The organism is Pseudomonas sp. B33.4 (genome assembly GCF_034555375.1).
Lineage (GTDB): Bacteria > Pseudomonadota > Gammaproteobacteria > Pseudomonadales > Pseudomonadaceae > Aquipseudomonas.
The window spans coordinates 508,997-522,976 of record NZ_CP140706.1; the positions used below are offsets into that span (position 1 = coordinate 508,997).

Annotated in this window: 6 protein-coding genes; 2 read left to right on the forward strand and 4 right to left on the reverse strand. The window is 60.0% G+C overall.

Going from position 1 to position 13,980, the window contains the following annotated elements; translation table 11 throughout:
- Nucleotides 1–114 precede the first annotated feature (114 nt).
- The 4 genes from U6037_RS02250 to aceE form a co-directional block, all read right to left on the reverse strand.
- Nucleotides 115–2,811, reverse strand: coding sequence for a putative bifunctional diguanylate cyclase/phosphodiesterase (locus tag U6037_RS02250; protein ID WP_322845658.1), 2,697 nt, complete (start codon nucleotides 2,809–2,811; stop codon nucleotides 115–117).
- 242 nt (nucleotides 2,812–3,053) lie between these two features.
- Nucleotides 3,054–4,451: an alkaline phosphatase D family protein gene (locus U6037_RS02255; protein ID WP_322845659.1), complete on the reverse strand. Its 1,398-nt coding sequence runs from the start codon at nucleotides 4,449–4,451 to the stop codon at nucleotides 3,054–3,056.
- Nucleotides 4,452–4,729: 278 nt separating this feature from the next.
- Nucleotides 4,730–6,655 (reverse strand): dihydrolipoyllysine-residue acetyltransferase, encoded by a 1,926-nt coding sequence (aceF, locus tag U6037_RS02260; protein WP_322845660.1) that lies wholly within the window; start codon nucleotides 6,653–6,655, stop codon nucleotides 4,730–4,732.
- 11 nt (nucleotides 6,656–6,666) lie between these two features.
- On the reverse strand, nucleotides 6,667–9,312 hold the full coding sequence (gene aceE / locus U6037_RS02265) for a pyruvate dehydrogenase (acetyl-transferring), homodimeric type (protein WP_007915682.1): 2,646 nt from the start codon (nucleotides 9,310–9,312) through the stop codon (nucleotides 6,667–6,669).
- A 384-nt stretch (nucleotides 9,313–9,696) separates the two neighbouring features.
- On the opposite strand from aceE, the gene glnE reads away from it, so the two are divergent.
- Together glnE and waaF are read left to right on the forward strand one after the other, a co-directional pair.
- On the forward strand, nucleotides 9,697–12,636 hold the full coding sequence (gene glnE, locus U6037_RS02270) for a bifunctional [glutamate--ammonia ligase]-adenylyl-L-tyrosine phosphorylase/[glutamate--ammonia-ligase] adenylyltransferase (RefSeq protein ID WP_322845661.1): 2,940 nt from the start codon (nucleotides 9,697–9,699) through the stop codon (nucleotides 12,634–12,636).
- Between the two features lie 309 nt (nucleotides 12,637–12,945).
- Nucleotides 12,946–13,980 carry a lipopolysaccharide heptosyltransferase II gene (gene waaF, locus U6037_RS02275; RefSeq protein ID WP_322845662.1) on the forward strand — a complete coding sequence of 345 codons (1,035 nt, stop codon included), beginning with the start codon at nucleotides 12,946–12,948 and terminating at the stop codon, nucleotides 13,978–13,980.

Below are 13,980 nucleotides of genomic sequence, written 5' to 3' on the forward strand. Positions count from 1 at the left end.
AGCTTGCTCGCGAAAGCGGTGGGTCAGGCAATGTTGATGTCGACTGACACTCCGTCTTCGCGAGCAGGCTCGCTCCCACAGGGGAGTGTCTTCCAGAGCAACAGCCTGTGGTGATCAGAGGCAGAGCGGTCCACGCGGGTAGCGCTTGAGCGCCTGGATCAGTTCGCTGCCCGGGATCGGCCGGTCGAACAGGTAGCCCTGGCCGACGTCGCAACGGTGCCGACGCAGAAACGCCAGTTGTTCGGCAGTCTCGATGCCTTCCGCCACGACCTTGAGTTTCAGGTTGTGGGCCATGGCGATCACCGCTGAGGTGATTTCCATGTCGTCCTGGTTGTCGGGGATTTCATGGATGAAGCTGCGATCGATCTTGATGATGTCGATCGGGAATTTCTTCAAATAACTCAGCGACGAATAACCGGTGCCGAAGTCATCCATGGCCAGCGTCAGGCCCAGGCGCTTGAGCTGGTCGAGCTGCAAGTGCGTGTCTTCGGTGGCTTCCAGCAGCAGGCCTTCGGTCAGCTCCAGTTCGAGCAGATTGGCCGGCAGCGCTTCTTCCTTGAGGATGTTGGCGATGGAGGCGACCAGATCCGGGTCGGAGAACTGCTTCGGCGAGAGGTTGATCGCCACTTGCAGATTGCCCATGCCGGCAGCGGTCAGCGCTTTGCTCATGCGGCAAGCCTGACGCGCAATCCACTTGCCGATCGGAATGATCAGGCCGGTTTCTTCGGCGACGCTGATGAACTGGTCCGGGCGGATCATGCCGCGTTCCGGGTGGTTCCAGCGCAACAGGGCTTCCATGCCCAGCAGACGACCGCTGCGCAGGCACAGCTTGGGCTGGTAGAACACGTCCAGCTCGTTTTGGGTCAGGGCGCGGCGCAGGTTGTTCTCGACGAACAGTTTGTAACTGGCCTCAGCGTTCAGCGCCTCGGTGAAGACTTGCACCTGATGTTTGCCGTTGGCCTTGGCCTTGTGCAGCGCCAGACCGGCGTTACGCATCAGCGTTTGCGGGTCGCGGCCGTGCAGCGGCGCGCAGGCCAGGCCGACCGAGCCGGTGACGCTGATCAACTGGTTGTCGACGAACATCGGTTTATCCAGCGTCGCCAACAATTGGTTGGCGATCTGCTGGCCGGCGGCAAGGTCGGTGTCGTCGAGCAATACCGCGAACTCGTTACTGGCGAATCGCGCCAGGCTGCCGCTCGGGCTCAGGCTGTTGCGCAAACGTCGAGCGAGGCTGATCAGCAGTTTGTCGCCAGTCTGGTGACCGAGGCTGTCGTTGATCCGCTTGAAGTTGTCGATGTCCACCAGCAAGAGGCTGATCGGCGTATCGCTATCGCGGGCGAAGCGTTCGTCCAGATTGCGGATAAACGCCGGGCGATTGCCGAGGTTGGTCAGGTTGTCGGTGTAGGCCAGACGTTCGATGCGCTGCTGCGCCAGTTTGGTCTGGGTGATGTCTTCGTAGATGCCGATGTAGTGCGTCAGCTCACGGTTGTCGCCGTAGACCTTGGAGATCGACAACTGGCCCCAGTACGGTTCGAGGTTCTTGCGCCGGCTCTTGAATTCGCCCTGCCAGCTGTTGCTCTTGGCCAGCGCCGAGGGCGCGTCGAACAACAGTTCGCTGAGGTTTTCCAGCGCCGGCAGCTCGGACAGGCGCTGGCCGTGGACTTCCTCGGTGGTGTACTGGGTGATCGCGGTGAAACTCGGGTTGACGTACTCGACCACGCCGTCGCAGTTGACCAGCAAGAAGGCGTTGGCGCTTTGCTCGACCGCACGCTGGAACAGGTGCAGGGCGCTGGTGGCGGTGCGGCGGTTGTGGTTGTTGATGACTTGCGCGAACTGGTCGGCGAGCTCACCGGCAAAGGCGATTTCGTCGGACTGCCAGGCGCGGGTGACGCCGGTCTGCTCCAGGCACAGCACGCCGACCACCTGGCCATCGACGCGAATACTGGCGTCGAGCATCGCGTTAACGTCGCGCGGGCGCAGGGCTTCGGCCATTTCACGGGTGCGCGGGTCGCGCATCGCATTGTGCGCGTCGATGGCGCGGCTGCCGTGCAGAGCTTCCATGTAATCGGGGAAGCTACTGATATCGATCACGTCCGGGAGAATGTATTCCTGGGTCGCGCGGTGATACGCGGAGATCGGCACCAGTTGCTGGCCTTCGAGGTTCCACAGGCTGGCGCAGTCGATCTCATAGATATCGCAGGCACAGCGGGTGATCAGTTCGGCGGCTTCCTGCAGCGAGTTGTGCGTGCTGTAGCGCTGGCGCGCGAGCAGCAGAATCAGGTCCTGTTGGGCGCGTACGCGCTCCAGATGCTGCAGTTGTTCCTGCTGGGCGCGCTGGTTGAGTTCCAGGGCGATCTGCAGGCGGGAGTTCTGGGTTTCGAGGTCAACGGAGGGCAGTGGCGGCGCTTCGTCGAAGACGTGATCGACCGCCAGCAGATAGCCGCGCAGCAGATGACGGTTGTGTTGTTTGTAGGCTTCGCCCAGTTCCAGAATGCTCAGCGCACCGGCCGCGGTATGCAGGGTGTAACGCACCAGATAATGCGGGCTGGCGGTCAGCTGTTGCTGGATCGCGTCGTGCAACTGATAACGCGCTTCCGGTTCCATCAGGCTGGCGTAGGGGGAGCCGACCAGCGCGCAAAGCTCGACAGCCGGCTGGCCGAACTGGCGTTCACAGTTGGGATCGAGGAACAGCATGGCCCAGCTGGCTTCATTCAAGCGCTCGAAACGCAGCATGCCGAGCCGCGAGGGCACAGGCAACTGCGTCACTACCTCGGCCGCCATACGGCTGGCGGCATCGGGTTGGCTCTTCATGAAGGGAACTCGCTTGGAAATATGCTGAACGCGCCGGGCTCTCGCCCTCTTTACTGTTGCCTGCGGCAAGGTTGCATCATTGCGGCACCGACTGACAAGAGACATGAAGGCCAAGTGCTATAAGAATGTGTCGGCTGCGCTGAACATTTCTCCAGCGTGTGCTGAAAAGTAATCCTGTTGAATAGAAAGAATGCCGTTCCAGAGCGGTTCGTGCCCCGCAACGGTGTCCTTTGCCTGGAAACTCAACGCAGAGGAATGCTGATCGATTGCATGCGTTTGCCATCGCGGTCGTGGTAATTGACCTGAATCTGTCCGGCCTCGACCACCAGATGAGCGAAATTGTCCTCACTCACCACTGTGCTGGTCAGTTCATGCCGATAATCGCCCGCCGCCGTGCGCACCAACGGCTGATCCAGGATGAACGTCGACGCTTTGGCATACGGCAGCAGTTTGCTGTTGCACAACGGCGAGGACACCACGGTGTGGACTTCGAAGTCCGGGTCCTCGCTGTGACTCAGGCGAGCAGTCAGCGAGCCATGCACGTCCCCGGAGATGAACACGACATTCTTGATACGGCGGGAGCGGATGGTTTCCAGCAGGCGCAGACGCTGCTCCGGAAAGGCTTTCCAGGCGTCATCGCCATGGAGCTTGCGATCCGGATAGAACATCACACTGGTGACCACGAACTTGACCCGCGCGGTGCTGTTGCTCAGCCATTTGAGCAGAGCCTGCTCCTGCGCCTCGTCGAGGATGCGTCGATCATCGGCTGACAAGTTGCGGCGGGTGCGACTGTCGGTGACAAACCATTCGATATCGCCGTCGCTGAATTGATACCAGTAATGTTCCAGTGTCGAGTGGTCTACTTCGCCGTTAGTTGTCAGCGGATGTACCGGGCTGTGACTGGCCTGATACAGCTCATAAGCGGCCATGGCGTTGCGATATAAATCTCCGTCGGACTTGCTGGCATTGGCGGGCCAGTTATCTTCGATTTCGTGATCGTCGAGAATCATGTAAGTCGAAATGCCAGACATCAGGCGTTGAATATTCGGCTGGGAAAACGCCGCGTGGTACTTGCTGAGGATATCTTTGTATTCACGATCCGGTGCGATCAGATTCAAGTCGTCCACATAAATCTGGTCGCCGGTCATCATTACCGCGCTGATCGGCGGTTGTATGCCTTCGATCACTTGGTTGATGGATGCAAAGATGCGGTCGCCCAGTTGTGGCAGAGAGGCGACACCGGCGGTCATGCGCAGGTAGCGGCAGGAACCGACAATATAGGCTCTGGGTTGCAAGGCTTTGCTGGAGCGGGTGCGCAGGCGATAAATCTCGCGCGGCCATTGCAGCGGTAGTTCGGCGACGCTGTCCGGGGTATGTACGGGACTCATCGGACTGAACCAGCCGGCTTGATATTCATACTCGGTGTCGCTACTAAAGTTGTTGATTGCGAACACATGCGACATATCGCGCTGTTCGTTCAGGCGTGCAAAGTTACCTTTTGACCACTGATGTGCACCGGCGGCGCGATAACGTACGCCGGCAAATACCAATGCATTGTTCTGTCGGTCGCCGCGCATGAATATGCGTACTTGATTAGTTGTAATGTGGCCGACAATCGGGCCGATAGTTGGTTTTAACATGTCGAATCCATTCGAATGAATTTGAATAAATATTGAAGATTTTTAACTTTGCTTAGTTAAATTCGTTGCGCCTAGGTTAGTTGCGTATCGAATAAAAAAGATCGGGGCCAAGTCGACCAGGGTTGTGGCCGAAATCAGCAAGGCTTGTGGGAAAAAGACGAGAAGGGACGTTCTTCAGGCAAAAAAAAGCCCCGCCAAACTGACGGGGTTGAGGTACGAGCGTGTGGCGCTCGAAAGGGTGCAGCAATCGGCCCTCCGTTGCCGGAGGGCCGATCGAGTTACAGCAGGATCGTGCGAATGTCCGCCAGCAGGCTGCCCAGACGCTGGGTGAAGCGTGCGGCAGCAGCGCCGTTGATCACGCGGTGATCGTAGGACAGCGACAGCGGCAGCATCAGCTTCGGCTGGAAGGCTTTGCCGTCCCAGACTGGCTGGATGGTTGCCTTGGAAACACCGAGGATCGCCACTTCCGGCGCGTTGACGATCGGCGTGAAGCCGGTGCCGCCAATGTGGCCGAGGCTGGAAATGGTGAAGCAGGCGCCTTGCATGTCGTCAGCGGTGAGCTTCTTGTCGCGGGCTTTGGCGGCCAGCGCAGCGGCTTCGGCTGCCAGTTGCAACAGGCTCTTCTGGTCGACGTTCTTGATGACCGGTACCAGCAGGCCATCCGGGGTGTCGACGGCGAAACCGATGTTGACGTACTTCTTGCGAATGATCGCCTTGCCGCTTGGTGCCAGCGAACTGTTGAAGTCCGGCAGCTCCTTGAGCATGTGCGCGCACGACTTGAGCAGCAGCGGCAGGATGGTCAGCTTGACGCCAGCCTTCTCTGCAACGGCTTTCTGCGCGACGCGGAAGGCTTCCAGCTCGGTGATATCAGCCGAATCGAACTGAGTCACGTGCGGGATGTTCAGCCAGCTGCGGTGCAGGCTCGACGCGCCGATCTGCATCAGGCGAGTCATTGGCACTTCTTCGATTTCGCCGAAACGGCTGAAGTCGACGACCGGAATCGGCGGGATACCCGCACCACCGGTTGCGCCAGCAGCAGCGGCCGGTGCTTCCTTGGCCTTCTGCATCATCGCTTTGACGTAAACCTGCACGTCTTCTTTGAGGATACGACCGTGCGGGCCGCTGGCGCCGACAGCGTTCAGCTCGACGCCGAACTCACGAGCCAGTTGACGCACGGCTGGGCCGGCGTGAACTTTCGCGCCCGGCTTGGCCGGTGCGGCGGCTGGAGCGGCAGCAGGTGCAGCGGCAGCCGGAGCAGCAGCGGCAGGTGCCGGAGCGCTTGGAGCAGCAGCGGCGGCTGGAGCCGGGGCGGCAGCAGGCGCTGCGCCTTTGACTTTCAGCTTCAGGATCAGGTCGCCGGTACCGACTTCGTCATCCAGCTTGATGGAAACGCTTTCCACCACGCCAGCGGCAGGCGATGGGATTTCCATGCTCGCCTTGTCGGATTCCAGAGTGATCAGCGACTGGTCGGCTTCAACGCTGTCGCCAGCCTTGACCAACACTTCGATGATCTTGGCTTTGCCAGCCGAACCGATGTCCGGAACGTGGATGTCCTGAACGCTGTCGGCAACCGGTGCTGCTGGCGCGGCAGCCTGAGCTGGTGCGGCAGCCGCAGGGGCCGCAGCACCCGCCACTTCCAGATCCAGAATCAGGTCGCCAGTGCCGACTTCATCGTTGAGCTTGACGCTGATGGCCTTGACCACGCCAGCGGCAGGCGACGGGATTTCCATGCTCGCCTTGTCGGATTCCAGAGTGATCAGCGATTGATCAGCTTCGACGGTGTCGCCGACCTTGACCTGAATCTCGATGATCTGCGCCTTGCCCGATGAGCCGATATCCGGCACGTGCACTTGCTGAACCGAAGCGGCAGCAGGGGCAGCGGCAGGCGCGGCTGCAGCAGGAGCGGCAGCCGGTTTGGCTTCAGCTTTTGCAGCCGGTGCAGCAGCAGGAGCAGGGGCCGCTTCAGCGGCGCCCTCGACTTCCAGCTCAAGCAGTTCGTCGCCTTCTTTCAGACGATCGCCCAGCTTCACTTTCAGGCTCTTGATGACGCCGGCTTTCGGGGCCGGCACTTCCATGCTGGCCTTGTCCGATTCCAGAGTCAGGATGCTCTGGTCGGCTTCGATACGGTCGCCGACCTTCACAAACAGTTCAATTACTTCACCTTCACCGCTGCCGATGTCAGGTACGCGAATGAGTTCGCTCACAAAATGTCTCCTCAGCAGTCCAGTGGGTTGCGTTTTTCCGGGTCGATGCCGAACTTGACGATGGCCTCAGCCACAACCTTAGGTTCGATATCACCACGGTCAGCCAGTGCTTCCAGGGCTGCCAACACCACGAAATGACGGTCGACTTCGAAGAAATGACGCAGTTTCTTGCGGCTGTCGCTGCGGCCGAAACCGTCGGTGCCGAGGACTTTGAATTCCTTGGACGGTACCCACTGACGGATCTGCTCGGCGAACAGTTTCATGTAGTCGGTAGAGGCAATGACCGGACCCTTACGGCCGTTCAGGCACTCTTCGACGTAGCTCAGCTTAGGCTTCTGGCCCGGCTTCAGACGGTTGCTGCGCTCTACAGCGAGGCCGTCGCGACGCAGTTCGTTGAAGCTGGTAACGCTCCAGACGTCAGCGCCCACGTTGAACTCTTCACGCAGAATCTTCGCCGCTTCACGGACTTCACGCAGGATGGTGCCGGAGCCCATCAGCTGGACGTGGTGCGCCGCATCGCGGGTGTCTTCTTCGAGCAGGTACATGCCTTTCTTGATGCCTTCTTCGGCACCGGCCGGCATGGCTGGCTGCTGGTACGACTCGTTCATCACGGTGATGTAGTAGAAGATGTCCTGTTGCTCTTCGGTCATCTTCTTCATGCCGTCCTGAATGATCACCGCCAGCTCGTAGCCGTAGGTTGGATCGTAGGTGCGGCAGTTCGGGATGGTCGCGGCCAGCAGGTGGCTGTGACCGTCTTCGTGTTGCAGGCCTTCACCGTTCAGGGTGGTACGGCCGGCGGTGCCGCCGATCAGGAAGCCACGGGTACGGCTGTCGCCGGCAGCCCAGGCCAGGTCGCCAATACGCTGGAAGCCGAACATCGAGTAGAAGATGTAGAACGGCAGCATCGGCTGGTTGTGGCTGGAGTACGAAGTACCGGCGGCAATGAAGGAACTCATGGCGCCTGCTTCGTTGATGCCTTCTTCAAGGATCTGACCTTTCTGGTCTTCCTTGTAGAACATCACCTGGTCTTTATCGACTGGCTCGTAGAGCTGGCCGACGGACGAGTAGATGCCGAGCTGACGGAACATGCCTTCCATACCGAAGGTACGGGCTTCGTCCGGGATGATCGGAACGATGCGCGGGCCGATTTCCTTGTCCTTGACCAGTTGCGCGAGGATCCGCACGAAGGCCATGGTGGTGGAAATTTCACGGTCGCCGGAGCCGTCAAGGATCGCCTTGAGAGTGTCCAGATCCGGCGTCGGCACGCTGAAGCTTTGTGCGCGGCGCTGAGGTACGAAACCGCCCAGTGCAGTACGACGCTCGCTGAGGTAGCGGGCTTCGGCGCTGTTTGGCTCTGGCTTGAAGAACGGCAGGTTCTCCAGCTCTTCGTCCTTGACCGGGATGTCGAAGCGGTCGCGGAACAACTTCAGGCTGTCGACGTCGACTTTCTTGGTGTTGTGCGCAGTGTTTTTCGCTTCGCCGGCACCGGTGCCATAACCCTTGATGGTCTTGGCGAGGATGACGGTCGGTTGTTCTTTGTGGTTGACCGCTTCGTGGTATGCCGCGTAGACCTTGTACGGGTCGTGGCCGCCACGGTTGAGTTTCCAGATCTCGTCGTCGGACAGATCAGCAACCATCGCCTTCAGTTCTGGCGTGTTGAAGAAGTGTTCACGGACGAACGCGCCGTCTTTGGCTTTGTAGTTCTGGTACTCGCCGTCGATGACTTCGTCCATACGACGTTGCAGGATACCGTCGACGTCTTTGGCCAACAGTGGGTCCCAGAAACGGCCCCAGATGACTTTGGTCACGTTCCACTGAGCACCGCGGAACACGCCTTCGAGTTCCTGGATGATCTTGCCGTTGCCGCGAACCGGGCCGTCGAGGCGCTGCAGGTTGCAGTTGATGACGAAGATCAGGTTGTCCAGCTTCTCGCGGCCGGCCAGGGAGATTGCGCCCAGGGATTCCGGCTCGTCGCACTCGCCGTCGCCCAGGAAGCACCAGACTTTCTGTTTGCCCGGCTGGATGAAACCGCGGTGTTCCAGGTACTTCATGAAGCGTGCCTGGTAGATCGCTTGAATCGGACCCAGACCCATCGATACGGTCGGGAACTGCCAGAAGTCAGGCATCAGCCAAGGGTGCGGGTAGGACGACAGACCCTGACCGTCGACTTCCTGGCGGAAGTTGTTCATCTGGTCTTCGGTGATGCGGCCTTCCATGAACGCGCGGGCGTAAACGCCTGGCGAGGTGTGGCCCTGGAAGTAGATCAGGTCGCCGCCGTGTTCGTCGGTCGGGGCCTGGAAGAAGTAGTTGAAGCCGATGTCATACAGGGTCGCACTGGAAGCGAAGCTGGAGATGTGACCACCCAGGTCAGAATCTTTCAGGTTCGTACGCATTACCATGGCCATCGCGTTCCAGCGCACCAGCGAGCGAATGCGGCGTTCCATGAACAGGTCGCCAGGCATGCGTGCTTCGTGGGTTACCGGGATGGTGTTGCGGTAAGGCGTGGTGATGGCGTAAGGGAGCTGCGAGCCGCTGCGGGTCGCGAGTTCGCCCATACGGGTCATCAGATAGTGAGCACGGTCTTCGCCTTCTTTGTCGAGAACCGATTCCAGGGCGTCCAGCCATTCCTGGGTTTCGACGGGATCGAGGTCTTGCATGGCTTGCTCCAGGGCGGAAAGGCTTCCAGAATCGGTTGCCTGAGTTTGCGACTGGCCTTGTGGGCAGACGATTTAAAATTCTTGGATTGCCGATAGGTTGTTCCGGCGGCGTGTAGTTTTACTACAAATCTTCCGGCATTTCAGCCTTTCGAATGTATAGACGAGTAGTAAAACTACAGAAGAATGGCTTGTGGCCTCCGGCTGCGTTGTGAGAATAATCGTTAAGGTTGGTCTTTTACCATCCGAAAAAGGTGAAACTTTGATGTTCGCTGCCAAAGAGAAAGAAATTTCAGCTATTTCTAACTTTTGTTCGACAGTCCTCCGGGTAGCGGCTTTTCACCAATCACTACAAGCGGCCATTTACACGCCGATCAAGGATAGACCATGACCCTGCCCGTGCTTGCCGAACTGCCCGCCATTCTCCTGCCGTTGGTCACTCGATCCGAGCAGTCGTTCCGTACGGCCGTCGCCGCGCTGGAAGACGATCACGGCTTCGCGAGCTGGACCCCAGAGCGCTGGGCGCAGTTCGCCCGCGTCACCGCCGCTAGCGAGTTTGTCATTGAACAGAGCGTTCGTGACCCTTTGATGTTGCTCGCGCTGGCGCAGTCTGGCGAACTCGACCGGGCTTTCGCGCCGGGTGAATTGTGTGCGCAGATTGCCGCCGCAGTGAACGCTGCCCAGAACGAAGATGAACTCGGTCGCGCCCTGCGTCGTCAGCGCTCTCGCCATCAAGTGCGGATCATCTGGCGCGATCTCACCCGGCAGGCCGATCTGGTGCAGACCTGCCGCGATCTTTCGGACATGGCCGACGCGACCATCGACCAGGCGTATCAATGGTTGTACAGCCGCCATTGCGAACAATTCGGCACGCCAACCGGCCGCCGCAGCGGTGAGCCACAGCAAATGGTCATCCTCGGCATGGGCAAGCTAGGCGCGGTCGAGTTGAACCTGTCTTCGGACATCGACCTGATCTTTGCTTACCCCGAGGGTGGTGAAACGGTGGGCGTGAAGCGCTCGCTGGATAATCAGGAATTCTTCATTCGCCTCGGCCAGCGCCTGATCAAGGCGCTCGATCCGATGACGGTCGATGGCTTTGTGTTCCGCGTTGACATGCGCCTGCGCCCGTACGGTTCGTCCGGCGCGCTGGTGCTGAGCTTCAATGCGCTGGAGCAGTATTACCAGGATCAGGGCCGTGACTGGGAACGCTACGCGATGATCAAGGCGCGGGTGGTGGCCGGCGATCAGGTCGCGGGCGCGCAGTTGCTCGACATGCTGCGCCCGTTCGTTTACCGGCGTTACCTGGACTTTTCGGCGATCGAAGCGCTGCGCACCATGAAGCAGTTGATCCAGCAGGAAGTCCGGCGCAAGGGCATGGCCGACAACATCAAGCTCGGCTCCGGCGGTATCCGCGAGGTCGAATTTATTGCTCAGGCTTTTCAGTTGATTCACGGCGGTCGCGACTTGAGCCTGCAGCAGCGTCCTCTATTAAAGGTGTTGAGCACGCTGGAGGGGCAGGGTTATCTACCGCCCGCGGTGATCAGCGAGCTGCGTGATGGTTACGAATTTCTGCGTTACACCGAGCACGCGATTCAGGCGATTGCCGACCGCCAGACCCAGATGCTGCCGGATGGCGCGCAGGATCAAGCGCGCATTGCCTTCATGCTCGGCTTTGCCGATTGGAATTCTTTCCATGAAAAACTGATGTTCTGGCGCGGTCGCGTCGCTTGGCACTTCGCTCAGGTGATCGCCGATCCCGATGAGGATGAAGGCGCCGAAAATGAAGTGGTGGTCGGCGGTGAATGGCTGCCGCTGTGGGAAGAGGCGCAGGACGAAGAAGCGGCCTGCCGTCAGTTGGAGGAAGGCGGTTTTGCCGATGCGAGTAAAGCCCTGAAAGCACTGGCCGGTTTGCGCAGCAGTCCGCAATTGCGGGCGATGCAGCGGTTGGGGCGTGAGCGTCTCGATGCCTTTATTCCGCGTTTGCTCGCGCAGGCAGTTGAACACGCCAATCCGGATCTGGTGCTTGAGCGGGTATTGCCGCTGGTTGAAGCGGTGGCCCGGCGTTCGGCTTATCTGGTGTTGCTGACGGAAAACCCCAGTGCCTTGCGCCGCCTGCTGACGCTGTGCGCGGCGAGCCCGTGGATTGCCGAGCAGATCACTCGCTTCCCGCTGCTGCTCGATGAGTTGTTGAACGAAGGCCGACTGTTCAAGCCGCCCTTGGCGCCGGAGCTGGCTGCCGAGTTGCGCGAGCGCCTGACGCGGATTCCCGAAGACGACCTTGAGCAACAAATGGAAGCCCTGCGCCATTTCAAACTGGCGCACCGCTTGCGCGTGGCGGCGTCCGAAATCGCCGGCAGCCTGCCGCTGATGAAAGTCAGCGATTACCTGACCTGGCTGGCCGAGGCGATTCTTGAGCAAGTGCTGGCCCTGGCCTGGCGCCAGACCGTGGCCAAATACGGCACGCCGTTGCGCACCGACGGCACCTTGTGCGATCCGGGCTTCATCATTGTCGGTTATGGCAAAGTCGGCGGTCTGGAACTGGGGCATGGTTCCGATCTGGATCTGGTGTTCATCCACGACGGCGATCCGCAGGCGGAAACCGATGGGCCGAAGTCGATCGATGGCGCGCAGTTCTTCACGCGGCTCGGGCAACGGATCATTCACTTGCTGACGGCGCAGACCAACTCCGGTCAGCTCTACGAGGTCGATATGCGTCTGCGGCCATCCGGTGCCTCGGGGCTGCTGGTCAGTTCCCTCGGCGCTTTCGCCCGTTATCAGGAAAATGAAGCCTGGACGTGGGAGCATCAGGCCTTGGTGCGTGCGCGAGTGCTGGTCGGCAGTCAGGATGTCGGCCAGGCGTTCGAGAAAGTTCGCGCGCAGGTTTTGGGCAAGGCACGTGATCTGACCAAGCTGCAACAGGAAGTCAGCGAGATGCGCGCGAAGATGCGCGACAATCTCGGCACCAAGAGCACCGCAGCCGGTACAGCGGCAAATGCCTTCGACGCCACGGCGCCGTTCGACCTCAAGCAGGACGCCGGTGGTATCGTCGATATTGAATTTATGGTGCAATACGCGGCTCTGGCGTGGTCGCAAAGCCACCCGCCACTGCTGCGCTGGACCGATAACATCCGCATTCTGGAAGAGCTGGAACACGAAGGGCTGATGCCGGCCGAAGATGCCAGCCTGTTGCGCGAGGCCTACAAAGCCTACCGCTCCGCCGCCCACCGGCAGGCCTTGCAGAAGGACGCCGGGGTGATATCGGGCGATCAGTTTGTCGAAGAAAGACGGCAGGTTTTGCGGATATGGAAAGAGATGGGGCTAAGCTGAAACACAGATGTGTGGACGAATGCAAAACCCTGTAGGAGTGAGCCTGCTCGCGATAGCGGAGTATCAGACGACAACAATGTCGAATGTAACGACCCCTTCGCGAGCAGGCTCGCTCCCACAGTGATCTGCGCTGAGTCGCAGATATGTGAACAGATGCAAACCATGTGGGAGCGAGCCTGCTCGCGATAGCGGAGTAACAGTCGACAGTCATGTTGAAGGTAATGACCCATCGCAAGCCGCCGGTGTTCCCACAGTGATTATCGAGGCGGGGAGGCGTAAATGCCTCCCCGGTTCGTTTATGGAAACCACATGAATATTCTGATCGTTGGGCCCAGTTGGGTCGGTGACATGGTGATGGCGCAGACACTGTTTCAGTGTCTCAAGCAGCGCCACCCGCAATGCGAAATCGACGTGCTGGCCCCCGAGTGGAGCCGGCCGATCCTTGAGCGCATGCCTGAAGTGCGCAAGGCCTTGAGCTTCCCGCTCGGCCACGGCGCGCTGGAATTGGCGACGCGTCGGCGCATCGGCAAGTCCCTGCGTGGTCAGTACGACCAGGCGATCCTGCTGCCGAACTCGCTGAAATCGGCGCTGGTGCCGTTTTTCGCTGGCATCGCGAAACGCACCGGCTGGCGCGGCGAATTCCGCTACGGTCTGCTCAACGATGTGCGCACCCTCGACAAAGAACGCTATCCGTTGATGATCGAGCGCTTCATGGCGTTGGCTTATGAAGCAAACGCCGAATTACCGAAACCGTATCCACGCCCAAGCCTGCAAATTGACCCGGTGACCCGCGAAGCGGCGCTGGCGAAGTTCGGTCTGAGCCTCGACCGTCCGGTGTTGGCCCTGTGCCCCGGCGCCGAGTTCGGCGAGTCGAAGCGCTGGCCTTCCGAGCACTACGCCAAAGTCGCAGAAGCACGCATTCGCGAAGGCTGGCAGGTCTGGTTGTTCGGGTCGAAAAACGATCACTCGGTCGGTGAAGACATTCGCGCACGGCTGATCCCGGGCCTGCGAGAAGAATCGGTCAACCTCAGCGGCGGCACCTCGCTGGCCGAGGCCATCGACCTGATGTCCTGCGCCGACTCGGTGGTCTCCAACGATTCCGGCCTGATGCACGTCGCTGCCGCGTTGAACCGCCCATTGGTCGCGGTCTATGGCTCGACCTCTCCGGGCTTTACCCCGCCGCTGGCCGAACACGTCGAAGTGGTCCGTCTGGGCCTCGATTGCAGCCCGTGTTTCGATCGTACCTGCCGCTTCGGCCATTACAACTGCCTGCGCCAGCTGATGCCGGACGCGGTCAACGATGCGTTGCAGAAATTGCAGGGCTCCGTGGTCGAGGTTCATTAA